Here is a 21,381-nt window from a genome sequence, read left to right on the forward strand (position 1 = left end):
GCGGCGGGTGTCGTGGCGGCCGCGGGGGGCTCCCCGGCCGCATGGGGCGGGCGCCGTTCTGCCGAGCCCGGCCCGATCCGATCCGAAAACGCCTGTGTGATCAACATCTTTTCTGATGGCGCTTTTTTCGGCGCTGCCCCGGCGGCAGATCGCCGGGCGCTCGCAGGCCGGGCAGGGGCGGGGCAGGGGCCGGGCAAGTGGCTGATGTGGTTGAAAAGATGGGGCCGAGGGGAGGGCCTGGGCCACGATGGGGCGGCGGCTGGACTTAAGGGCCGTTGCATTCTGGACCTATAGTTTGCCGAAAAAACAGGATCAGCATCACAAAAGGCCAGGGCCGCTTCGGGCGGGCCGTGCGGCCTGTCATCCTGTCACCCGAAACCAAGAGGACCCCGCCATGGACGGCACGTTCCCGGAAAACGACATTTCCCACATCGTCGCGGCCGACAAGGCGCATGTCTGGCACCACCTGAGCCAGCACAAGGGCTATGAAACCGCCGACCCGCGGATCATCGTCGAGGGCCGGGGCATGAAGGTCTGGGACCAGTCGGGCAAGGAATTCCTCGATGCCGTGTCGGGCGCGGTCTGGACGGTGAACGTGGGCTATGGCCGGGAGCGCATCGCCGATGCGGTGCGCGACCAGATCCTCAAGATGAACTATTTCGCCGGGGCCATGGGCACGGTGCCGGGGGCGGTCTTTGCCGAGATGCTGATCGACAAGATGCCGGGGATGAGCCGGGTCTATTACTGCAACTCGGGGTCCGAGGCCAACGAGAAGGCCTTCAAGATGGTCCGCCAGATCGCCCACAAGAAATACGGCGGCACCAAGCACAAGATCCTCTACCGTGACCGCGATTACCACGGCACGACCATCGGCGCCCTGTCGGCCGGCGGCCAGGACGAGCGCAACGCGCAATACGGGCCTTTTGCGCCGGGCTTCGTGCGGGTGCCCCATTGCCTGGAATACCGCAAGCACGAGCAGGACGGCGCGCCGGTCGAGCATTACGGCGAATGGGCGGCCGAGCAGATCGAAAAGGTGATCCTGGCCGAAGGGCCCGAAACCGTGGGGGCGCTGTGCCTCGAACCTGTGACGGCCGGGGGTGGCGTGATCACCCCGCCCGAGGGCTATTGGCAGAAGGTGCAGGAGATCTGTGCCAAGTATGGCGTGCTGCTGCATATCGACGAGGTGGTCTGCGGCGTGGGTCGGACCGGCCAGTGGTTCGGCTATCAGCATTACGGGGTGAAGCCCGACATGGTGACCATGGCCAAGGGCCTGGCCTCGGGCTATGCGGCGATTGCCGCGCTGGTGACGACAGAAGAGGTCTTTGACGCGTTCAAGGCCCAACCGGACGATCCGATGGATTACTTCCGCGACATCTCGACCTTTGGCGGCTGCACGGCCGGCCCGGCGGCGGCGATCGAGAACATGAAGATCATCGAGGAAGAGAACCTGCTGGCCAATACCGAGGCCATGGGCGCGCGGCTGATGGACAACCTCGGGGCGCTGATGGAGAAACACGCGGTCATCGGCGACGTGCGGGGCAAGGGCCTGTTCTGCGGGGCCGAACTGGTGGCCGACCGGACAACAAAAGAGCCGGTGGCCGAGAAGCTGGCCCAGGCGGTAACGGCCGATTGCATGGCCCAGGGGGTGATCATCGGGGTGACCAACCGGTCGGTGCCCGGGCGCAACAACACGCTGTGTTTCTCGCCGGCGCTGATTGCCGGGGCCGAGGATATCGACCGGATCACCGAGGCCGTCGACGGCGCGCTGGGTCGGGTCTTTGGATAGGGCCGGTTGATCCGTCGGGCGCCTGACAGGCGGTCCGCCTCCGGGCGGGCCGGCCGCAGGGATATTTGGAAAGAGAAAGAAGCAGGATGAGCGCGATGTGGGCCGAACCGGTCGAGATGGTCGGGCAGAGCGGATCGCTGGTGCCATTGGACAGGGGCCATGCCGATGAGCTGGCCGAGGCGGCGGCCGATGGCGAGCTGCACCGGCTGTGGTACACGACGGTGCCGGCGCCCGAGGCGGTGGCGGATGAGATCGAGCGGCGGCTTGGGCTGTGGGCCGAAGAGCGGATGGCGCCCTTTGCCATTCTCGATAGCGGTGGCCGGGCGGTGGGCATGACAACCTACATGAACATCGACAAGGCCAACCGGCGGGTCGAGATCGGGTCGACATGGTACCGGGCGGCGGTGCAGCGCACGCCGCTGAACACCGAATGCAAGCGGATGTTGCTGGCCCATGCCTTCGAACGGCTGGGCTGTCACGGGGTCGAGTTTCGGACCCACCGTCTGAACACCCAGTCGCGCCGGGCGATCGAGCGGCTGGGCGCGCAGCTGGACGGGATCTTGCGCCAGCATACGGTGCTGGCCAACGGGACGGTAAGGGACACGGCCGTCTATTCGATCATCGCGCCGGAATGGCCGACGGTGCGGGCGCATCTGGATTGGCAACTGGAGAAGCCGCGGGGCTAGGAAGCGGCGGGACCCTTCGGCTGGCATGCGCCAAGGGCCGTGGGGTTGCTGTGCGCCAAGGGCCGTGGGGTTGCTGTGCGCCAAGGGCCGTGGGGCCGGGATGTGGCAGGCGCCACGGGGCCGGGATGTGGCGCTGCTGGGTCAGACAGTGACACGGCAGGTTATGGCGCGGCGGCGGCGGTGCCGCGGCAGGCGCGCGCAGCGCGCCTGCCGGGCCCAACGGGCAGCCCCGCATCTGTGATGCGGGGCAGACAGGCGGGAGGCGGCCCCTGGCCGGGCCGCAGGCGGTGCGTCGCGCGGATCAGCTGACCAGCTGGAACAGCAGGCCCGACAGGATGGCCCCGGAAATGCCCAGGCCCAGGTAGGCGGCAAAGACCCCCGGTTTGACCAGCGACCAGACCGCGGCCATGGCCGGGATCGAACTGACCGCCCCCCCGATCATGAAGGCCATGGCCGACCCGGCGCTCATGCCCTGGTCCATCAGCCCGGCCAGCAGCGGCGGGGCGACGTAGGAATTGAGATAGGCCGGGATGCCGACGACCGCCGCAATGGCAATCGGCACGATGCCCTCGCCCCCAACCAGCCCGGCGATGGCCTCGGCCGGGACATATTGCACCAGCAGGGCTTCGAGCACGTAGGCAAAGGCCAGCCATTTGACCAGGAACAGCCCGTTGGACAGCAACTCGGCACGGAACTGGGCGCGTCTTGGGGCCTCTTGCCAGAACCGCCAGACCGGCCGGGCATCCAGCCGGGGCCCGGCCCCGCAGCAGCCCGAGCGCCGGTAGACCTTGAGCGGGGCGCCCATGGCCCCGACCCCGCGCAGGGCGCGGATGGCAAAGCCTCCGAACAGGCCCAGCCCCACCGCCGCCACGGCCTTGGCCACGGCAAAGGGCCAGCCGAGCGCGGCGGCCGTGATCAGCAGGGTCGGCGGATCGATCAGCGGCGAGGACAGCCAAAAGGCCATGACGGCCGACAGCGGCGCGCCCAGGGCCAGCAGCCCGGCGATGAAGGGGATGACCTGGCAGGAACAGAAGGGCGCCAGCCCGCCAAAGATCGCGGCCAGGAAGATCATGTGGGTCTCGCGGCCTTCGAAGGCCCGGGCGACCATGACCTCGGCCCCGGCGGCCTTGAGCCAGGCCAGCAGCAGAACGGCCACGGCGATATAGGGCAGGGTGCCCAGCAGGGCGCGCAGGGCGAAGCCCATGGTAAAGCCCAGGTTGGCCGGATCGAGCAGGGCCACGCCGGCCAGCAGGACCAGGATAAAGGCCCAGGGCGTGCGCAGGAAGGCCGCGGCCTCGCGCCGCCAGGCCGGGGCGGCTGGTGTCGGGGCGGGGGGCGTGGAGGCGGGCGCTGTCGGGGTGGCGTCAGACATCGTTGGCCGCCTTTCGGGTCATGTCGGTGCAGCATTCGCTGAGGATGAACCGGGCCAGCCCGTCCAGCCGTTCGAAACTGGCCCGGTTGATCGTGCTGCGCCCGGATTTCTCCTGGGTGACCACCCCGCCGGCGGCGAGGAACTTGAGATGATGGGCCAGGGTCGAGGGCGCCATGCCCGTCCGCTCCTGGATCTCGCCGACGCTCAGCCCCGGCCGGCCCGCGCGGACCAGGCAGCGCAGAACCTGCAGGCGGGCTTCGGACCCCATGGCGGCAAAGCCCTGGGCCGCTTCTTCCCATTCCATGCGACTCACCTTTCCAAATAAACCACAAAACTAGTTATATGGATTTGATCGCCCGCTGCCAAGCCAAGATGTCGCCTTGCGCGCTGCCGCGGCTTGGCTAGGCTTTCGCGGTGAGCGGAGGGTTGGAATGGAATACGACTACATCATCGTCGGCGCGGGCAGCGCCGGCTGCGTGCTGGCCAAGCGATTGGGCGATGCCGGCCATGCCGTGCTGCTGCTGGAAGCGGGGAAGAAGGACAATTACCTCTGGATCCACATCCCCGTGGGCTATCTTTACTGCATCGGCAATCCGCGCACCGACTGGCAGTTCCGCACGGCCGAGGAACCCGGGCTGAACGGCCGGTCGCTGCTTTATCCCCGGGGCAAGACCCTGGGCGGCTGTTCGTCGATCAATGGCATGCTCTACATCCGCGGCCAGGCCGCCGATTACGACGGTTGGCGCCAGATGGGCCTGCCCGGCTGGGGCTGGGACGACGTGCTGCCCTATTTCCGCAAGTCCGAGGATTACGTCGACGGGCCGTCCGAGATGCACGGGGCAGGGGGCGAATGGCGGGTCGAGAACCAGCGCCTGCGCTGGGACGTGCTCGACCATTGGTCGCAGGCCGCCCAGGCCTGGGGCCTGCCGGCCAGCACCGATTTCAACACCGGCAACAACGAGGGCGTGGGCTATTTCCGGGTCAACCAGCGCAATGGCTGGCGGATGAACACGGCCAAGGCCTTTCTGCGCACGGCCGGGGGCGCCCGGCTGAAGGTCGAGACCGAGGCCCATACCCGCCGGCTGCTGATGGACGGCGACCGGGTGACCGGCGTGGAATACGACCGGGGCGGCAGCCGCCACCGGGCCACGGCCCGGGCCGAGGTCATCCTGTCGGCGGGGGCCATCGGCTCGCCGCAGATCCTGCAGCTGTCGGGCATCGGGCCGGGCGCGCTGCTGGCCGCACACGGGATCGACGTGACCCGCGACATGGCCGGGATCGGGGCCAACCTGCAAGATCACCTGCAGCTGCGCTGTGCCTGGCGGCTGAGCGGGGCCAAGACCCTGAACACCATGGCCGGTTCGCTGATGGGCAAGGCCCGGATCGGGCTGGAATACATGCTGAAACGCTCGGGCCCGATGTCGATGGCCCCGTCGCAGCTGGGCGCCTTTTCGAAATCGCGGCCCGATCTCGACACGCCCGACCTGGAATACCATGTCCAGCCCTTGTCGCTGGATGCCTTTGGCGGCGACCTGCATGCCTTTGATGCCATGACGGCCAGTATCTGCAACCTGCGGCCCGAAAGCCGGGGCGTGGTCGAGATCACCTCGTCCGACCCGCTGACCGCCCCGCGCATCGCGCCGAACTACCTGTCGACCGAAGGCGACCGCCAGGTGGCCGTGGCGGCCATCCGCCAGGCCCGGGCGATCATGGCCCAGGCCCCGATGGCCCGGTATACCCCGCAAGAGATCAAGCCGGGCGTGGACTCGGATGACGAGGCCGACCTGGTCCGCGCGGCGGGCGATGTCGGCACGACGATCTTCCATCCGGTGGGCACCGTGCGCATGGGCAGCGATGCCGCCGCGCCGCTGGATGCCCAGCTGCGCCTGCGCGGGGTCGACGGGCTGCGGGTGGTTGATGCCAGCGTGATGCCCGCGATCACCAGCGGCAACACCAATTCGCCGACGATCATGATCGCCGAACGGGCCGCCGACATGATCCTGGCGGGCGCCTGACCGGGGCGGTCAATGGCCGGGCTGCTGCCCGGCCCGTGGCGCGTCGGGCGTATCGTCGGGGGTGTCTTCGGGCGTCGGATCCTGCCGGGCGCAGAGATAGCCGTTGATCGAAATGGCCATCATGCTCAGCACCGATCCCAGCGAAGGATCGATCCGCCGGGTCTTCAGCGTGCAGGTCGAGAACTCGATCGTGCCGAAGGGCAGGCCGTTGCTGGTGATCGGCGCGCCAAAGAACGCCTCGGGCGCCCGGCCGAACAGGTCGCGGCGCAGGGGCTCGTCCCCCAGCGCCGTGTCGGGCTGGCAGATCTGGCGGTCCTGCAGCAGGATCTCGCCGGTATAGGTCTCGCCCACGGCAATCTCGGCCTTCAGCTTGTCGGTCGGGGCGTTCTTGCTGGCCGCCACGATCTGGGCCCGATTGCCCGAGATCCGCGTCAACACGCCGTAATCCGCCCGCAGCGCCGCGCAGCCGGCGTTCAGCACGGCCCGGAACCGCGCCGCGGCGGGCAGCCCGGGCGTGGCCATGGCCTGAAAGATCGCCTCGCGCTGGAAATTGTGCAGCCGTTCCCGTTCGAGCCGCTGGCGCAGCATGGAAATCTCGCCCGACTGGTCCGTGGTCAGCCGGCGCTGGCGCATCTCGCGCCCGACGATGGTGGCAAAGTCGCGCAGCGCGTCGAGATCGGCCTCGCTCCAATGGTGGGGCTCGTGATGGGCCAGGCACAGCGCGCCGATCATCCGCGACTGGCTGTCCAGGACGGGCACGCCCAGAAAGGCCAGGCAGCGGCTGGACCGGACCAGGGGCAGGGCGCCGAAATCCGACTGCATCCGCGAATCGGACAGGATCAGCGGCCTGAGGCTGCGCCGGATCAGGTCGTGCAGCTGGGTGCCGAAGGTCCGGGTCTCGGCATCGGTTTCGGGGTTGGGCAGCCCGTGGGTCGCGATCGAGATCTGCCCCGGCCGGGCCAGGTCGGGCAGCACCAGGATACCCACGGGCGCATGCATGCGCCGGGCGACAAGCCCGACCAGCTCGTCGAATCCCGCGGCCTGCTGGTCGCGGGGCCGGGCCCCACGGCCCCCCACGAAACTGGTCAGATTGGACGACACCATGCACTCTCCCCCCGGGAACCCGATAACGATCCCGGTTTTAGGTCGGAATAGGTTAGCGAAACCTTAACAGATCTGCGGTGACCGGACCATCGGGATGCTCGGCTTAAGTATTGCTCAGGGATTGCTTGCGGAAAATGCAACTTTCCGGTGCATTTTGCCTGAAATCACGGGTATCCGCGGCAGTTTGTCGGCCTCATCCTGCGCCGGCGGGCGCGGGGCCGGGGCGCAAAGGGGGGATACCCGGATGCCGGAAACGACAAACCCCCGCAGCATATGCCCGGGGGTCGTCAAATCTTCGGTGTCGGACGAACCGACCTGGCGTTCGGAACCAGCGGCTCAGAGAAGCCCTTCGCGCTGCGCCTTCTTACGCGCAAGCTTGCGCGCACGGCGGATCGCTTCTGCCTTCTCGCGCGCTTTTTTCTCGGACGGTTTCTCGAAATGCTGCTTGAGCTTCATTTCACGGAAAACGCCTTCGCGCTGAAGTTTCTTCTTCAGGGCACGGAGCGCCTGGTCGACATTGTTGTCGCGAACACTGACCTGCATGTGGTTGTCACCACCTTTCTGTGTAAGAGTTGCAAGGAAGATTGCAGGAAGCCGCCCTATAGCAAGGCCACCCCCGTCTTGTCCACCCCCTCTCCCGGGGGCGATGGGCGGCGGGTCGGGGGCGCCCGGGATGGGACGGCGTGGCCATCCGCCCTATATCCGGCGAAGGGCGCCTGGCATATCCTTCTGCCACCGGGGCGGAAGCCCGCCGCCGGGGCCGGCCCGAACCGGGGTGATCCGTGACCGCAAGGGCCGGGTTGAACGGGATGACATGGGCCGCAAGAACGGTTTGCAAGAACAGTTTGCAAGCCTGGGCCGCAAGAATGGACCGCAAGATCGGAGAACGCGCATGACCACGCCTTATGACGACATCAAGTCCTCGATCCTCGACGCCGCGATGATGCACGTGGCCTTTGACGGCTGGTCCGAGGCCACGCTGAAGGCCGCCATTGCCGATGCCGGGGTCGAGCCGGCCCTGGCCCGGGCCGTGCTGCCCCGCGGGGCGGTCGACCTGGCCCTGGCCTATCACCAGCGCGGCGACCAGCAGATGCTGGAGGCCATCCGGGCCATGGACATGACCGAGATGAAGATGCGCGACAAGATCATCGCCGCCGTCCGCGCCCGGCTGGCCGTCGGCGACAAGGAAGCCGTGCGCCGGGGCATGACGCTGTTTGCCCTGCCGCAGCATGCCGGCGACGGGGCCAAGGCGCTCTGGGCCACGGCCGACCTGATCTGGGACACGCTGGGCGATTCCTCGGACGACGTGAACTGGTACACCAAGCGGGCCACGCTGACGGCCGTGCTGTCCTCGACGGTGCTCTACTGGCTGGGGGACGACAGCGAGGGCGACGAGGCCACGTGGGCCTTTCTCGACCGGCGGGTGGGCGACGTCATGCAAGTCGAAAAGCTCAAGGCCCAGGTTGGCGACAGCCCCCTGCTCAAGCCGTTCATGGCCGGGCCGAACTGGCTGGCCCGCCAGATCCGCGCGCCGATGCGCCGCCCCCGCGGCGATTGGCCGTTGGGGGCTGGCCGGTCCTGAGTTCGCCGTGGAATGCGGTGTGTCGGGCCGTTGGGTGCGTCGGACCTGACCGCCCGGTCGTCCGATCCCTGCGCCGATATCCCGGTTCCGGGGCTTTGGGAGCCGGCCGATCCTGAATTGGCCTGGGGGTCGGCATGTTGGGCCATGAGGGTTGTCCGGTCTGGCCGCCAAGTGACCTGATCTGTCCGCCGATGTGCAGGCCGCTCGGCGGCAATGGTCGCCGTCCGGTCGTGATCTGGCGTGAGGCCATCCGGCCCGGCCGTCCCGCATATCACCGCGCCGTTTCGCCCGCTGCGTCCCTTGTCACTCCTTCCGGCCCATTTTCCGGGCGGATGCCCCGGCCGGGCCGCCTGTCACCGGCCAGCGGCCGCCGTCCCGCGCCCGGATCGGCTTTCGCCGGCCGGCCCGGGATGCTAGGGCACGGCCAACCAGGAGGACATCCATGACCGACATGATGCGCGCCGTCGAGATTTCCGCCGCCGGCGGCCCCGAGGTTCTGACCCTGACCGACCGCCCCGTGCCCCGGCCGGGCCACGGCCAGGTGGTGATCAAGGTGGCCTATGCCGGGGTCAACCGGCCCGACGCCCTGCAGCGGGCCGGCTCTTATGCCCCGCCTCCGGGCGCCAGCGACCTGCCCGGGCTGGAAGCCTCGGGCGAGGTCGTGGCCCTGGGCGCCGGCGTGACCGAGCTGGCCCTGGGCGACCGGGTCTGTGCCCTGTTGCCCGGCGGGGGCTATGCCGAATATGTCGCCACCCCGGCGGCCCATTGCCTGCCCGTCCCCGAGGGGCTGGGCCTGAAAGAGGCCGCCTGCCTTCCCGAGACTTTCTTCACCGTCTGGTCCAACGTCTTTGTCCGGGGCGGGCTGAAGGCCGGCGAGCGGTTTCTTGTCCACGGCGGGTCGTCGGGCATCGGCACGACGGCGATCCAGCTGGCCAAGCTGTTCGGCGCCCGGGTCTTTGCGACCGCCGGTTCGGCCGAGAAATGCAAGGCCTGCACGACGCTTGGCGCGGAACGGGCGATCAACTACCGCGACGAGGATTTCGTCGAGATCCTGCGGGCCGAGGGCGGCGCCGACCTGATCCTGGACATGGTGGGTGGCGATTACCTGCCGCGCAACGTCAAGGCCCTGGCCGATGACGGCCGGCTGGTCCAGATCGCCTTCCTGCAGGGGCCCAAGGTCGCGCTGAACTTTGCCCAGGTCATGATGCGCCGGCTGACCATCACCGGGTCGACCCTGCGCCCGCAATCCGACCTGGACAAGGCCCGCATCGCCGAAGACCTGCGCGCCCATGTCTGGCCGCTGCTGGATGCCGGCCGTCTGGCCCCGGTGATGGACAGCGAATTCCCCCTGGCCGAGGCCGCCGCGGCCCATGCCCGGATGGAAAGCTCGGGTCATATCGGCAAGATCGTCCTGAACGTCGCGGGCTGACGGCCGGCGCCTTGGCCCGCGCCCCGGCCAGATGTGGGCCAAGGGCTCGCCCCATGTCCGCCCAACGTCTGCCCCGTGACCGCCGCTTGGGGCCGGCGCCCGGGGCGGGGACGCGGGTGATGGACTATCGCGCGGATATCGGCATGAATGGCCCCCGACCGCCCGCGCGGCCCGGCCGGATCCGAACGGGCCTGCAAAGGCCCGACTGGCGTGGCCCGGACATCCGGCACGCGGCATCAGAACACCAAGGGGAGACGAAGGCATGGCCCTCACCGCAATCATCGAGGAACACGGCGGCTCGGACAAGCTCAAGCTGGTCGACCGCCCGGTGGGCGAACCCGGCCCCGGCGAGATCCGCATCACCCACAAGGCCTGCGGGCTGAACTTCATTGATGTCTACCAGCGCGACGGGCTCTACCCGTTGCAGCTGCCCCAGGCCCTGGGCATGGAAGCCGCCGGCGTGGTCGATGCCGTGGGCGAGGGCGTGACCCATCTGAAACCCGGTGACCGCGCGGCCTATGCGGCCATGCCCCCGGGGGCCTATACCGAGGCCCGGGTCATGCCCGCGGCCCAGGTCTGCCCGCTGCCTGACGGCGTGTCCTTTGACGAGGCCGCGGCGATGATGCTCAAGGGCCTGACCGTCGAGTACCTGTTCCACCGCACGACACCCCTGGCCGCCGGCGACACCGTCCTGTTCCACGCCGCGGCCGGGGGTGTCGGCCTGATCGCCTGCCAATGGGCCCGGTCCGAGGGCATCACCCTGATCGGCACCGCCGGGACCGACGAGAAATGCGCCCTGGCCGTCGAACATGGCGCCACCCATTGCATCAATTACAACCGCGAGAACTTTACCGAGAAGGTCCGCGAGCTGACCGGGGGCAAGGGCGTCGACGTGGTCATGGATTCGGTGGGCAAGGACACGTTCATCGGCTCGCTGGATTCGCTGCGCCCGCTGGGCATGATGATTTCCTTCGGCAATGCCTCGGGCGCGGTCGAGGCCTTCAACCTGGGGCTCCTGGCCCAGAAGGGTTCGCTCAAGGTCACCCGGCCGACGCTCTTTGCCCATATCGCCGATCACCAGGCCTGCCAGGACATGGCCCGGCATCTCTTTGACAAGGTGACATCGGGCGCGGTGAAGATCCGCATCGACCAGCGCTTCCCCCTGGCCGAGGTCGCCCGGGCGCATGACACGCTCGAAGCGCGCAAGACAACGGGATCGACGATCCTTGAACTTTGATCGCCCGGCTGCGGGCATGGTACTGGTACAAGACAGGAGAACGACCGGCATGGCTGGCATGACACGAACGATGGCCGCGACGCTCATCGCCCTGGCGGGGCTGGTCCCCGTCCTGGCCCCGGGCACGGCCCGGGCCGAGCTGGTCGACCTGGGGTTCTACGACGGCTGGAACGTCATGGTCGACCCCGACGTGGGCAACGGCTGCCTGATCCAGTCGGGCCGCGACGGGGTGTCGCTGACGCGGATCGGTTACGACCCGCGCAAGGGGGAAGGCTATATTGCCATCTTCAACCCCGATTGGAACAAGCTGCGGCGCAACCAGAGCTATCCGCTGGTCGCCGACCTGGACGGACAGGAATTCCCGGTCACGGCCACCGGCCTGCAGATGGGCAACGTGCATGGCGCGGGGGTGTTGTTCAGCGATGTCCAGGTCTATGACCTGATCGCCAAATCCAGCACCCTGACCATCCGCGACGATGCCGGGGCGGCGCTGTTCACGCTGGACCTCAAGGGCACCGGCCAGGCCATCGCCGCGGCGCGCAAGTGCCAGCAGGAACAGGGCTGACCACGGCAGGGCAGAGACCGCGCCGGCCCGTCCCCGGGCCGGAAAGGGCGGCGCCCGCGCGGCGCCGGAACGAGGACGAAGGCAGGACCGCGATGACCACGACCGAAATGACCCAGGCCGACATGGAACAGGCCATCCGCAAGCAGGCGGCGACCATCCGCCAGCTGCAGGACCGGCTGATCTCGATGCAGTCGATGATGCTGCAATACACCGAGACCAGCAGCGTCGACACCGGCAACCCCTATGCCGAGATGTCGCCCGTCGAGATCATGCGCGTCGACGGGGCCGAAACCACGGTCATCGCCTGCGCCGGGCTGATCACCCGCTTCGGCATGCCGCCCAAGGAATTCTTTCGGTCCTTCATCGATCGAGGCTGCAACGTCATGTTCCTCAAGGATTTCCGGCAATGCTGGTACCAGAAGGGCCTGCTGTCGCTCAGCCGCAACATCGGCGAGACGGTCGAGGTCCTGCAGGGTCTTCTGCCGGCCGGCACGAAATCGGTGCGCTTCACCGGCACCTCGGCCGGCGGCTTTGCCGCCCTGCAATTCGGCATCCGCATGAATGCCGACCGCATCCTGGCCTTTGGTCCCCAGACCCGCATCGGCCGGCCGACCTTTGACCGCTTTGCCAGTTTCGACAGCCGGCCGCACGACATCGATTACAACAGCCCCGATGTCGACGTGCGCAATGCCTTCACCGACCGGCCCGATTTCTCGGGGCGCATCGACATCCATTTCGCCTCGCAGAGCCGGCCGGACGTCAACCATGCCAACACCCTGGCCGGCTTCCCCGGCGTGCACCTGCACGAACATGACCACGATCAGCACATGATCGCCGCCCACCTGCGCGAGACCGGCGCGCTGGATGCCATCCTGGGCGATTTCGTCTCGTGACCGGCGGGCCGGCCCGGCCGCGCGTCGGAGCCGGCCCCGTCACATTTGCCATTCCCGGCTGACCCGCCGCCGCAAAGGATTTCACCTATGACCGGCCCGCGCCTCGTCCAGTTTCACGTCGGCATCGGCAAGACCGGCAGCAGCTATGTCCAATCGGCCCTTGGCGCCGGGCGCGCCCGGCTGGACGAGCTGGGCATCACCTACCCGATCGAGAAACGCGCCGAGGCCCGGGCCCGGGTCGGCCGGGTGACCTCGGGCAACCTGCGCCCCGCCGACAGCCTGGCCCAGACCCTGGCCCGCTATCCCGAGGTGGCCACCGCCGAGCGCCTGCTCTTTTCCAACGAATCCCTGCACCTGGTCCTGACATCGACCGAACGCGATTACGGGGCCGAGATCCGCGCGGCCTTCCCCGAGGCCCGGCTGGAGTTTCTCTGCTACATCCGCGATCCCGTCGAACATGCCGTGTCGGCCTATCAGCAGGTCGTCAAGCGCAACGGGTTCACCGGCGATTGCGCCACCTTCCTGCGCCGCTACGACCGGCCCCAGCGCCTGTTGCGCCTGGACGAGGCCGTGCGTGCCATCGGCGGCACGCTGACCATCCGCAATTACTCGCGCCACCGCGACCGGCTGCTGGCCACGTTCGAAGACTGGCTCGGCCTGCCCGCCGGCACCCTGCCCGAACCGGCCCGGCCGCAGATCAACCGCTCGCTCACCCGGGGCGAGCTGGAATTGCAGCGGGCGTTCAACCAGCACCTTGGCCTGCTATCCAGCCAGGTCGTGTCGGACCCGCTGTGTGAACACCTGCCCGACATCACCTCGCAGGTCCCGGCCGTGCCGCGCGACGAGCTGGCCGCCTTCATCGAGCGGATGGACACCGAGATCGCCGATCCCCGGTTGCAGGCCCTGGTGCCCGCCGCCGAGGCCTATCGCGTCGGCACCCTGGACGAACATGCCGCGCGTTTCCCCGACCCGGACGCGCCCGAGGCCTACAGCTTTACCCGCGACCAGATCGACATCCTGGCCCGGGCGATGTCCTTTGCCCTGACCCAGCGTGCGCCGCAGCTGGCCGCCGGGCGCAAGGGCGCCGGCGCGGCAAAGGGCGGGCCGGCCCGGGCCGATCGCGCGGCCGCCCGCGCCGCACGGCGTGCGGCCGCCCAGGCAGCTGACGCGCCCACGGGGGACGATCCGCAAGGCGACGGCTGAGCCGCGGCGGGGCAGGGCCCGGGTGCAAGAGGCCCGGGCGCAACAGGCAAGTCAGCGATCAGCGCAGGGGCGTGAACAGGGCGTCATCCAGCGTGCAATCGTGGCGCGTGTCGGCCCCGCAGGCCCGCGGCTCCAGCCCGCGTGTCAGGCAGACCCGCACTTCCTGCACGTATCCGTCCCGGCAGGTCACCGTCAGCATGTCGGGGCTCAGCCCGGGATTGTCCTTTAGAAAGGCCTCTTCGACCACCGAGGCCGGCAGCCGCACGGCATTGTCCAGCTTGCGAAACACCGCCGGCCGGGCGACCTTGTCATAGGCCACCCGCGACAGGGCAAAGTAGTCGCGCGCGGCCAGGCCGGAACAGGTGCCGTGTTTCTTCCACTGGTGCCAGGCCAGCCCCGAGGTGCCCATGATGTCGGCCATGCCCTCGGTCATCTTGCGCGACGGCGCCCGTTCGGCCGACGCACAGTAATCCGGCCAGCCGGTTTCGTATTGCGGCCACAGCCCGTGCAGGATCCAGCCGTGGTCCTCTTCACATTGCGGCGATTGCCGCCGGTCGCCTTCCAGCGCGCACCAGTTCGGCGACCAGCTCAGGGCCATGACGTAGTAATCGAATTCCCCGGCCGTATCGGCCCCGGGAGCGCTTGCGGCCATTGTCAGCACCGCCGCCAACAGCCCCGCGCCAAGCCTCTGCCGCATTCGCCTCTTCCCTTTCCGCCTGTCGCCGACTATACAGCCCCGAAGTTCCCCGACAACGGAAACCCGCCCGAGGCCGAAAACCCGGGCAGCCTGGCGCCCCAGGCAACGGGGAAGATGTATTTGCGAAGGAGCAACGAGAGACATGGCACGATTGATCAACGCGCGCGCTACGGCGGTCTGGCTCGTGGACAACACAACCATGACCTTCAAGCAGATCGCGGATTTCGTCGGCATGCACGAGCTTGAGATCCAGGGCATCGCCGATGGCGACGTGGCCACCGGTGTGCGCGGCTTCGACCCGATCGCCAACAACCAGCTGACCCAGTACGAGATCGACCAGGCCGAGGCCAACCCGCTCTACAAGCTGAAGGTCAAGCCGAACCCGGCCGCCGAGGGCGAAGAGAAACGCCGCGGCCCGCGCTACACGCCCCTGTCCAAGCGCCAGGACCGCCCGGCCTCGATCCTGTGGCTGGTCAAGTTCCACCCGGAACTGGCCGATGCCCAGATTTCCAAGCTGGTCGGCACGACCAAGCCGACGATCCAGGCGATTCGCGAGCGGACCCATTGGAACATCGCCAACATCCAGCCGATCGACCCGGTCGCGCTGGGGCTGTGCAAGCAATCCGAGCTGGACGCTGCCGTGCAGAAGGCCGCGGCCAAGAAGGCCGCCGAGGGCGAAGTGATGGACGACGATGCCCGCCGCCGGCTGGTCAGCACCGAGCAATCGCTGGGCATGGATCCCGAGCCGCGCATCCCGACGGCCATCGAAGGGCTGGAAACCTTCTCGCTGTCGGATGACGACGATGATGACGACAAGGGCAGCGATCCGATCATCGACGCGGATTCGTTCTTCAACCTGCCGTCCGGCGACGACGACGAACAACCGCGCTGAGACGCGGCGGCCCGCAAGGGCCGACAAGACGACCCCGCGCCCGCCCGGCTCTGCCCGGCGGGCGCTTGCATGTCCGGGCCATGCCGTTTGCGGGTGTCCGCGAGGTCGACCTCCGGGGTGTTCGGAGGCCGGGGGGCGGGTGCCTGCATATTTGAAGGGCTGCGCGCAGGGACGCCTGGATGGTCAGGCTCTGACGTGCCCGGGTGTCTGCATGTCCGAGTGCTGGCGTCCTTGGGCGCCCATACGGTCACGCTCTGACCTGTTGGGCGGCCTGCATGCCCGGGCCCCGGCACGTGCCGCCCCCCTCATCTGCGGCACGGACCATCCACGCCGGCCCCTGCCGCAATCCCGCGCCCCTGCGCCCAACCGCTGGGCAACGCGCCCCGCGCCGGGTGGCCAATCCTCCCCCATGCCTTGACCTTCGCCCCTTGCGACACGACCTTGGCAAGGTCCCTGAAAATGCCCCGGAGCGCCCATGCCCTCCCCATCCTCCCGCCGTGCCATCGCCCTGACCGCCGACCATGTCGAACGGGTCTTCCGCGAGATCCCCGATCCCGGCCCGTCGGATACCCACACACCGATGACCGACCAGGACAAGCACGACCTCGCCCGCCGGCTGCTCGATGAAAACGCCGGCCGGCCCTTCTGGGTCTTTGCCTATGGCTCGCTGATCTGGAAACCGGCCTTCGAATATGACGAACGCCGGCCCTGCCTGCTGCATGGCTGGCACCGGTCCTTCTGCCTCGACATGCGCGGCTGGCGGGCGACGCCCGAACAGCCCGGCCTGATGCTGGCCCTCGACAATGGCGGGGCCTGCAACGGCGTGGCCTTCAAGATGCCCGAAGACGACCAGATGGGCCGCATGATCCGCCTGATCGAACGCGAAGGCGCCTTCCGCGAGATGGTGCCCTGGATCCGCTGGGTCACCCTGCGCGCCGGCGGTGAGAGCTTCCGCGGCCTGGCGTTCTATTGCACCCCGGTCGTCGAAAAGCGCCACCACGGCGAGGGCCGGCTGATCCGCCTGCCGATCAAGGACCAGGTCCACCGCCTGGCCCGGGCCGTCGGCCATGCCGGCAGCTGCGCGGAATACCTCTTCAACACCGTTACCCATCTCGAAGACCTGGGCATCCACGACAGCTACATGTGGAAATTGCAGGCCCTCGTCGCCGACGAGATCGACGCCGTGCACGGGGCCGCCGTCTGTGGCACCCGGGCCGATGCCATGCCCTGCCCGGCGCAATAGGGCAGGGCGCGGCAGGGCAGGGCGCAAAGGGTTCGGCCCAACAGGATCAGGCTCAACAGGGCAGGGCGCGCAGGGGCCTTACAGCCCGCCGATCTCACCCAGCCCCAGCACCTCGCCCGAAGGCCCGTCCTGTGTCGAGCCGCCGGGCGGTTCCTCGGAAATGCCCATGGTAAAGGTGCCCGTGATCCCGCGCAGCGCGGCGGGCAGGGGCAGGCGCGCCGTCTCGCCGGTGCCGAACAGGCCCACCGAAATCGCCGGCTGGTCGTCGCCATGGGCCCAGACCTGCAACACCCGGCCCTCGGGCGCCTGGCCCGAAATCCGCGTCACCTGCAGGACACCTTCGGTCGCGTCCAGCACGGCCAGGTAGCGGAAATCGCCGTCGTCCGACGTGATCTCGGCCGCGCGCAACAGGTCCGGTGCCCGGCCGCCCGTGCCATTGACCAGCAGCGCGCCCAGCACGACGGCCAGCAGCACGGCCACCGCCGCGACCCGCCGCCAGAAGGCCAGCGACACCCGCAATCCGCCGGGGATCGCCCCGAGCGCGGTGTTGGCCTCTTCGTCGAACAGCCGCTCCTGCACCCGGCGCTTGGCCGCCGCCGGGACCGGCACCGGTTCGACCTCGTCGGCCAGCTCGGCCAGCGCCAGTTCCCAGCGCAGCACGGCATCGGCAAAATCGCGGTCCTCGACAACCAGCCGATCCGCCCGGGCCAGGTCCTGGCCGGTCAGCAGGCCCAGCACGTATTCGGCCGCCAGCATCTGATCGTCGTCGATATCCATCTCGTCACTCATCGGGACACGCACTCCCTGAGCGCCACCAACCCCCGCCGCAGCCAGCTGCGCACCGTGTTCAGCGGGATGTCGAACCGCCGGGCCAGGTCGGCATAGCTCTCGCCCTCCAGGTAGGCCCGCCGCACGGCCTCGCCGCGATCCACGGGCAGTTCCTTCAGGCAGGACCGGATCCTGACCGCTTCCGAGGCCGCCACGGCGGCGGCTTCCGGTCCGGCGCCGGTTCCGGTCAGGTAATGGGCGTGGTCGTCGATATCCTCGTGTCTGCGGCGCGCCCGCAGCCGGTCGATGGCCGTGTTGCGCGCAATGGTGATGAGCCAGCTCATCGGGTGGTGGGCCGTGACCTGGAACCGCTCCGCGTGGTGCCAGACCTTCACGAAACTGTCCTGCAATGCGTCCTGGGCTTCGGCCCTGTCCTTCAACACACGCAGGCAGAGGCCGAAAAGTTTCGGCCCGGTGCGATCGAACAGCCGGGAAAACGCCTGCCGGTCCCCCAGCGCGATCCGCCCGAGCAGCTGCTCGATCTCCTGCCTGTCGTCCATTGCCATCGTCGTCCCGGCCCCGGGTGGGAAATCTTGTGCCATTGTTACCCGTCTGACGTGCGCCGAACGCGAATAGTTCCCCTGTGCAGCCAGTGGTTTGCAGGTTTTTCGACTTTTTTTGCAACTTCCCCGGCCCGGGCTTCGTGCCTTCTGTCAGACCCGGCGGCATCACCGCGCGCCGGACGAACCCGACCGAAAGGGAGAATTCGATGAAGACCCAAGCACTTGCCGCCGCCCTGATCTGTGCCGCCACCACCGGTTTCGCCGCGTCCCACGCCATGTCGCCGGCCGTCACGGCCAGCGACCAATCGGTCGCCAACGGCATCGTCAGCGCCGACATGATCGCCGCCGGCGAGAACGGCTGGATGGTCGTGCATCGCACCGATGCCGAGATGAAGCCCGGCCCGGTCGTGGGCTATGCCCCCCTCCGCAAGGGTGAGAACATCGACGTCGCCGCGATCCTGACCGAAGAGGTCGCCCCGGGCGAGATGCTGATGCTGATGGTCCATTCCGAGGCCGGCGGCATGGAAACCGGCGTGTTCGAATACACGCTGGGCGCCACCGAAGACGGGCCGATCAAGATCGACGGCAACCTGGTGATGACCGTCATCACCGCTCAGTAAGACCCGGAAACCGCGAATCCGGGACCCTGCCGCAGTCTCACGCGGCGGGGTGCACGGCGGCCCGGTGTCTACCCCGGGCCGCCGGGTGTTCTTTCAGGGATCGGACAATCTTTCTGATCCGGGACACAACTTTCCCGAAATGGGACGCCCGCCCCGATCCGGGACAGGCGCGCCCCGATCCGGGACAATCTTCCAGCGGTGTCAGATATCCTTGCGCGCGCGCAGCGCGGCGGAAATCGTGCCGTCGTCCAGGTAATCCAGCTCGCCGCCGATCGGCACGCCCTGGGCCAGCGAGGTCAGCCGGACCTGGCCTTCCAGCTGGTCGGCGATGTAATGCGCCGTGGTCTGGCCATCGACCGTGGCGTTCAGCGCCAGGATGACCTCGGAAATCGCCTCTTCGCCGATCCGGTCGATCAGCTGCGGGATGCGCAGGTCTTCGGGGCCGACGGCATCCAGCGCCGACAGCGTGCCGCCCAGCACGTGATAACGGCCGCGGAACACGCCCGACCGTTCCATCGCCCACAGGTCGGCCACGTCCTCGACGACACACAGCTCGCCCGTCGCACGTTTCTCCGAGGCACAGATGTCGCAGATCTCGGCCGTGCCGACATTGCCGCAGCGCTGGCATTCGCGGGCCGTGGCCGCGACGTCCTGCATCAGGTCGGCCAGCGGGGTCAGCAACAGCGCCCGCTTGCGGATCAGGTGCAGCACCGCCCGACGGGCCGAGCGCGGCCCGAGACCGGGCAGCTTGGCCATCATCTCGATCAGCGCATCTATGTCACGGGTCGAGGACATGGGATCATCCGCCTCAGAACGGCAGTTTCATGTCCTTGGGCAGGCCCAGGCTTTCGCTCAGCTTGACCATCTCGGCCTGCTGCGCCTCGGATGCCTTGGACTGGGCGTCCTTGATCGCGGCCAGGATCAGGTCCTCGACCACTTCCTTGTCGTCGCCGCCCAGGATCGACGGATCGATGTCCAGCGATTTCAGGTCGCCTTTCAGCGAAGCCGTGACCTTGACCAGGCCCGCGCCGGATTCGCCGTCGACGGTCATCTCGGCCATCTGCTCCTGCAGCTCGCCCATCTTGGTCTGCATGTCCTGCGCGGCCTTCATCATCTTGGCCATGTCGCCAAGCCCGCCAAGTCCTTTCAGCATGTCTTTTGTCTCCATCTCAATTCGGGAATGCCTTGCAGAGGTGATAGGATCAGGCCGGGGCGGCGGCAAGGGGGCAGGGCCCCGGATCGCCCGTGGCTGCCGGCCCCGCCGCCTGCTGCCGGTCAGAACAGCCGGATCGTGGCGGGATAGACCGCGCCTTTCAGCGAAAGCTCGCCGTCGATCGTGTCGCCGAAGGAATAGGTCATGTCGCCGTTCAGCGTGTACCAGCGGCTGCTGTCCATCTTCATGCGGTTGAAGACGCGGATGCCCGGGCCCATCAGCATCAGGTGGTGGGTCTGGTTGCAGGTGGCCTTGCCCGGTGGCTGGAAGGAAATGCAGCCGGCCACGTCGTTCACCGCCTCGACGGGCATGTTGAGGATGCGGTTGCTGTATTCGCCGGCCGTCCCGTCACCGGCCCGGCCCTCGCCCAGTTCGACGCGGATGATCTGCTGTTGCGACAGGGCGCGGAACAGGATCTGGCTGCGCACATCCGCGCTGCCCGATGTCGCCCCGGCCTTCAGCGCCATGTTGCGCACGACCGGGCTGACCGAACACATCAGGTCCTCGAAGGCAAAGAGCTGGTCCAGCGGATCGGCCTCGGGCGCCACCAGCAAGGACATCAGCTGGCGGGTCTCGTCGCGGGTGAAATCGTTCATCTGTGCGCATTGCGCCTGGGCGCGCAAGGGCGGCGCGGCCAGCAGCAGGGCCGCGATCAGCAGGGCGGTGAAACGGGTCATTATGGTCAATCGGGTCATGAAACTGGTCCTCAAAACAGGCCGATCCAGGCCGGGAAGGCCAGGCCGCGGAAGGTGATCGTGCCGTTCAGCCGATCGCCGTGGTCATAGGTGAAACTGCCGAATGTGTTGACGTTGCCGTGGGTGATGCTGATGTCGACCCCGTTGCCGAACACGGTGCCCAACGACGTTGTCGAACATGTGCGGGTGTCGTGAAAGCTCATGCAGCCCTGGGCCGGGTCGCGAAACAGGATCGGCAGGGATTCGGTCGGATATTGCTCCAGCCGCCCCAGGTGCTCTTCGCCGGGTTCTTCCGGGGCCTGCAGGTGGATGACCAGCACTTCCTTCTCGAAAAGCGCCCGGCTCAGGACCTGGCTGCGGATCACCGGGTTCTGCGACAGCCCGGCGGTGCGCAGGGCCAGTTCCCGCACGCCGGGCTGGTCGGAACATTGCAGCTCCTCGAAGGCATAGAGCTGATCCAGCGCGGTCACCTCCGGCGAGATCATGTCGGCCAGCAGGGCCGAGGCCTGTTCGCGCGACAGGGTGATCATCGCCTCGCAGACCTGCGCCGAGGCCGCCCCGGGCAGGGCCAGCCCGGCCACCAGAAGGGCCGTGGCCGCCCGATGCGCGGCGCGGCGCCGGGCGGAGCGCGTTGGATTGGATGGGGAGAAACGGCGGGCGAAAAAGGGCGGGTAAAAGGGCACGGCAGACAATCCGAAGCAAAACGACAGATGAACAATTGCGAACAAGGTTAACCGATGCCCTGTTCTTTTCAACTCATCCTTGCATTCGCTGGGGCCCGGTTGTCCCGGGGGCGGCGCGCCGCACCCGCCACGCCA

23 protein-coding genes are annotated in these 21,381 nt (G+C 68.2%); 12 read left to right on the plus strand and 11 right to left on the minus strand.

Translation table 11 applies throughout. The features are described from left to right. Positions 1-394 precede the first annotated feature (394 nt). Together ACK3BB_RS05140 and ACK3BB_RS05145 are read left to right on the plus strand one after the other, a co-directional pair. Positions 395-1,786, plus strand: a complete 1,392-nt coding sequence (locus ACK3BB_RS05140; protein ID WP_428927654.1) for an aspartate aminotransferase family protein — start codon at positions 395-397, stop codon at positions 1,784-1,786. 95 nt (positions 1,787-1,881) lie between these two features. Next, complete coding sequence (locus ACK3BB_RS05145; RefSeq protein ID WP_428928685.1) at positions 1,882-2,472, plus strand: GNAT family N-acetyltransferase; 591 nt, start codon at positions 1,882-1,884, stop codon at positions 2,470-2,472. 301 nt (positions 2,473-2,773) lie between these two features. On the opposite strand, the gene ACK3BB_RS05150 is transcribed toward ACK3BB_RS05145, so the two are convergent. After that, a complete protein-coding gene (locus ACK3BB_RS05150; RefSeq protein ID WP_428927655.1) occupies positions 2,774-3,844 on the minus strand; it encodes a permease in 1,071 nt (356 codons plus the stop codon). After that, complete coding sequence (locus ACK3BB_RS05155) at positions 3,837-4,148, minus strand: ArsR/SmtB family transcription factor (RefSeq protein WP_428927656.1); 312 nt, start codon at positions 4,146-4,148, stop codon at positions 3,837-3,839. The genes ACK3BB_RS05150 and ACK3BB_RS05155 overlap by 8 nt, the downstream gene beginning before the upstream one ends. Positions 4,149-4,275: 127 nt before the next feature. Here ACK3BB_RS05155 and ACK3BB_RS05160 point away from each other — a divergent pair, with 127 nt between their 5' ends. Continuing rightward, on the plus strand, positions 4,276-5,859 hold the full coding sequence (locus tag ACK3BB_RS05160; protein WP_428927657.1) for a GMC family oxidoreductase: 1,584 nt from the start codon (positions 4,276-4,278) through the stop codon (positions 5,857-5,859). A gap of 9 nt (positions 5,860-5,868) precedes the next feature. On the opposite strand, the gene ACK3BB_RS05165 is transcribed toward ACK3BB_RS05160, so the two are convergent. Together ACK3BB_RS05165 and rpsU are read right to left on the minus strand one after the other, a co-directional pair. Further along, entirely contained in the window at positions 5,869-6,963 is a 1,095-nt protein-coding gene (locus tag ACK3BB_RS05165; protein WP_428927658.1) for a GAF domain-containing protein, read from the minus strand. A 336-nt stretch (positions 6,964-7,299) separates the two neighbouring features. Continuing rightward, positions 7,300-7,506 (minus strand): 30S ribosomal protein S21, encoded by a 207-nt coding sequence (gene rpsU / locus ACK3BB_RS05170; RefSeq protein ID WP_005614280.1) that lies wholly within the window; start codon positions 7,504-7,506, stop codon positions 7,300-7,302. Positions 7,507-7,855: 349 nt separating this feature from the next. On the opposite strand from rpsU, the gene ACK3BB_RS05175 reads away from it, so the two are divergent. The 6 genes from ACK3BB_RS05175 to ACK3BB_RS05200 all read left to right on the plus strand — a co-directional run bounded on the left by ACK3BB_RS05175 (position 7,856) and on the right by ACK3BB_RS05200 (position 13,872). Beyond that, positions 7,856-8,545 (plus strand): COQ9 family protein, encoded by a 690-nt coding sequence (locus tag ACK3BB_RS05175; RefSeq protein ID WP_428927659.1) that lies wholly within the window; start codon positions 7,856-7,858, stop codon positions 8,543-8,545. A 442-nt stretch (positions 8,546-8,987) separates the two neighbouring features. Beyond that, positions 8,988-9,974 carry an NAD(P)H-quinone oxidoreductase gene (locus ACK3BB_RS05180; RefSeq protein ID WP_428927660.1) on the plus strand — a complete coding sequence of 329 codons (987 nt, stop codon included), beginning with the start codon at positions 8,988-8,990 and terminating at the stop codon, positions 9,972-9,974. Between the two features lie 262 nt (positions 9,975-10,236). Continuing rightward, positions 10,237-11,211 carry a quinone oxidoreductase family protein gene (locus ACK3BB_RS05185; RefSeq protein ID WP_428927661.1) on the plus strand — a complete coding sequence of 325 codons (975 nt, stop codon included), beginning with the start codon at positions 10,237-10,239 and terminating at the stop codon, positions 11,209-11,211. Positions 11,212-11,260: 49 nt separating this feature from the next. Next, positions 11,261-11,776: a hypothetical protein gene (locus ACK3BB_RS05190; protein ID WP_428927662.1), complete on the plus strand. Its 516-nt coding sequence runs from the start codon at positions 11,261-11,263 to the stop codon at positions 11,774-11,776. A 92-nt stretch (positions 11,777-11,868) separates the two neighbouring features. Further along, the gene (locus tag ACK3BB_RS05195; RefSeq protein ID WP_428927663.1) at positions 11,869-12,669 is read left to right on the plus strand and encodes a hypothetical protein; all 801 of its coding nucleotides are present in this window, start codon (positions 11,869-11,871) and stop codon (positions 12,667-12,669) included. 87 nt (positions 12,670-12,756) lie between these two features. After that, on the plus strand, positions 12,757-13,872 hold the full coding sequence (locus ACK3BB_RS05200; RefSeq protein WP_428927664.1) for a hypothetical protein: 1,116 nt from the start codon (positions 12,757-12,759) through the stop codon (positions 13,870-13,872). Between the two features lie 58 nt (positions 13,873-13,930). Here the strand turns inward: ACK3BB_RS05200 and ACK3BB_RS05205 are convergent, their stop codons facing one another. Beyond that, positions 13,931-14,569, minus strand: a complete 639-nt coding sequence (locus ACK3BB_RS05205; RefSeq protein ID WP_428927665.1) for a ribonuclease T2 family protein — start codon at positions 14,567-14,569, stop codon at positions 13,931-13,933. Between the two features lie 142 nt (positions 14,570-14,711). Here ACK3BB_RS05205 and ACK3BB_RS05210 point away from each other — a divergent pair, with 142 nt between their 5' ends. Both ACK3BB_RS05210 and ACK3BB_RS05215 read left to right on the plus strand, forming a co-directional pair. After that, positions 14,712-15,461, plus strand: a complete 750-nt coding sequence (locus ACK3BB_RS05210) for a DUF1013 domain-containing protein (RefSeq protein ID WP_428927666.1) — start codon at positions 14,712-14,714, stop codon at positions 15,459-15,461. 475 nt (positions 15,462-15,936) lie between these two features. Further along, a complete protein-coding gene (locus tag ACK3BB_RS05215; RefSeq protein ID WP_428927667.1) occupies positions 15,937-16,704 on the plus strand; it encodes a gamma-glutamylcyclotransferase in 768 nt (255 codons plus the stop codon). A 78-nt stretch (positions 16,705-16,782) separates the two neighbouring features. Here the strand turns inward: ACK3BB_RS05215 and ACK3BB_RS05220 are convergent, their stop codons facing one another. Both ACK3BB_RS05220 and ACK3BB_RS05225 read right to left on the minus strand, forming a co-directional pair. After that, a complete protein-coding gene (locus tag ACK3BB_RS05220) occupies positions 16,783-17,493 on the minus strand; it encodes an anti-sigma factor (RefSeq protein WP_428927668.1) in 711 nt (236 codons plus the stop codon). Then, positions 17,490-18,032 carry a sigma-70 family RNA polymerase sigma factor gene (locus ACK3BB_RS05225; RefSeq protein ID WP_428927669.1) on the minus strand — a complete coding sequence of 181 codons (543 nt, stop codon included), beginning with the start codon at positions 18,030-18,032 and terminating at the stop codon, positions 17,490-17,492. The genes ACK3BB_RS05220 and ACK3BB_RS05225 overlap by 4 nt, the downstream gene beginning before the upstream one ends. 209 nt (positions 18,033-18,241) lie before the next feature. On the opposite strand from ACK3BB_RS05225, the gene ACK3BB_RS05230 reads away from it, so the two are divergent. Continuing rightward, positions 18,242-18,655, plus strand: coding sequence for a DUF7282 domain-containing protein (locus ACK3BB_RS05230; protein ID WP_428927670.1), 414 nt, complete (start codon positions 18,242-18,244; stop codon positions 18,653-18,655). Between the two features lie 201 nt (positions 18,656-18,856). On the opposite strand, the gene recR is transcribed toward ACK3BB_RS05230, so the two are convergent. The 4 genes from recR to ACK3BB_RS05250 form a co-directional block, all read right to left on the minus strand. Then, positions 18,857-19,450, minus strand: coding sequence for a recombination mediator RecR (gene recR / locus ACK3BB_RS05235; protein WP_428927671.1), 594 nt, complete (start codon positions 19,448-19,450; stop codon positions 18,857-18,859). Between the two features lie 13 nt (positions 19,451-19,463). Further along, complete coding sequence (locus ACK3BB_RS05240; RefSeq protein WP_428927672.1) at positions 19,464-19,808, minus strand: YbaB/EbfC family nucleoid-associated protein; 345 nt, start codon at positions 19,806-19,808, stop codon at positions 19,464-19,466. 122 nt (positions 19,809-19,930) lie between these two features. Continuing rightward, complete coding sequence (locus tag ACK3BB_RS05245) at positions 19,931-20,563, minus strand: hypothetical protein (RefSeq protein ID WP_428927673.1); 633 nt, start codon at positions 20,561-20,563, stop codon at positions 19,931-19,933. 11 nt (positions 20,564-20,574) lie between these two features. Beyond that, positions 20,575-21,246, minus strand: coding sequence for a hypothetical protein (locus ACK3BB_RS05250; protein WP_428927674.1), 672 nt, complete (start codon positions 21,244-21,246; stop codon positions 20,575-20,577). Positions 21,247-21,381: the final 135 nt, after the last annotated feature.

It is taken from the genome of Marinibacterium sp. SX1 (assembly GCF_050389775.1).
Taxonomy (GTDB): Bacteria; Pseudomonadota; Alphaproteobacteria; order Rhodobacterales; family Rhodobacteraceae; genus Marinibacterium.

Excerpts from the sequence above, each read along its gene's own strand:
- ACK3BB_RS05155 (WP_428927656.1), bottom strand. The coding sequence starts at position 4,148 with ATGGAATGGGAAGAAGCGGCCCAGGGCTTTGCCGCCATGGGGTCCGAA.
- ACK3BB_RS05180 (WP_428927660.1), top strand. The coding sequence starts at position 8,988 with ATGACCGACATGATGCGCGCCGTCGAGATTTCCGCCGCCGGCGGCCCC.
- ACK3BB_RS05200 (WP_428927664.1), top strand. The coding sequence starts at position 12,757 with ATGACCGGCCCGCGCCTCGTCCAGTTTCACGTCGGCATCGGCAAGACC.
- ACK3BB_RS05160 (WP_428927657.1), top strand. The coding sequence starts at position 4,276 with ATGGAATACGACTACATCATCGTCGGCGCGGGCAGCGCCGGCTGCGTG.
- ACK3BB_RS05190 (WP_428927662.1), top strand. The coding sequence starts at position 11,261 with ATGGCTGGCATGACACGAACGATGGCCGCGACGCTCATCGCCCTGGCG.
- ACK3BB_RS05175 (WP_428927659.1), top strand. The coding sequence starts at position 7,856 with ATGACCACGCCTTATGACGACATCAAGTCCTCGATCCTCGACGCCGCG.
- ACK3BB_RS05215 (WP_428927667.1), top strand. The coding sequence starts at position 15,937 with ATGCCCTCCCCATCCTCCCGCCGTGCCATCGCCCTGACCGCCGACCAT.
- ACK3BB_RS05185 (WP_428927661.1), top strand. The coding sequence starts at position 10,237 with ATGGCCCTCACCGCAATCATCGAGGAACACGGCGGCTCGGACAAGCTC.
- ACK3BB_RS05145 (WP_428928685.1), top strand. The coding sequence starts at position 1,882 with ATGTGGGCCGAACCGGTCGAGATGGTCGGGCAGAGCGGATCGCTGGTG.
- recR (WP_428927671.1), bottom strand. The coding sequence starts at position 19,450 with ATGTCCTCGACCCGTGACATAGATGCGCTGATCGAGATGATGGCCAAG.
- ACK3BB_RS05210 (WP_428927666.1), top strand. The coding sequence starts at position 14,712 with ATGGCACGATTGATCAACGCGCGCGCTACGGCGGTCTGGCTCGTGGAC.
- ACK3BB_RS05165 (WP_428927658.1), bottom strand. The coding sequence starts at position 6,963 with ATGGTGTCGTCCAATCTGACCAGTTTCGTGGGGGGCCGTGGGGCCCGG.
- ACK3BB_RS05220 (WP_428927668.1), bottom strand. The coding sequence starts at position 17,493 with ATGAGTGACGAGATGGATATCGACGACGATCAGATGCTGGCGGCCGAA.
- ACK3BB_RS05225 (WP_428927669.1), bottom strand. The coding sequence starts at position 18,032 with ATGGACGACAGGCAGGAGATCGAGCAGCTGCTCGGGCGGATCGCGCTG.
- ACK3BB_RS05195 (WP_428927663.1), top strand. The coding sequence starts at position 11,869 with ATGACCACGACCGAAATGACCCAGGCCGACATGGAACAGGCCATCCGC.
- ACK3BB_RS05140 (WP_428927654.1), top strand. The coding sequence starts at position 395 with ATGGACGGCACGTTCCCGGAAAACGACATTTCCCACATCGTCGCGGCC.
- ACK3BB_RS05240 (WP_428927672.1), bottom strand. The coding sequence starts at position 19,808 with ATGCTGAAAGGACTTGGCGGGCTTGGCGACATGGCCAAGATGATGAAG.
- rpsU (WP_005614280.1), bottom strand. The coding sequence starts at position 7,506 with ATGCAGGTCAGTGTTCGCGACAACAATGTCGACCAGGCGCTCCGTGCC.
- ACK3BB_RS05230 (WP_428927670.1), top strand. The coding sequence starts at position 18,242 with ATGAAGACCCAAGCACTTGCCGCCGCCCTGATCTGTGCCGCCACCACC.
- ACK3BB_RS05150 (WP_428927655.1), bottom strand. The coding sequence starts at position 3,844 with ATGTCTGACGCCACCCCGACAGCGCCCGCCTCCACGCCCCCCGCCCCG.
- ACK3BB_RS05245 (WP_428927673.1), bottom strand. The coding sequence starts at position 20,563 with ATGACCCGATTGACCATAATGACCCGTTTCACCGCCCTGCTGATCGCG.
- ACK3BB_RS05205 (WP_428927665.1), bottom strand. The coding sequence starts at position 14,569 with ATGCGGCAGAGGCTTGGCGCGGGGCTGTTGGCGGCGGTGCTGACAATG.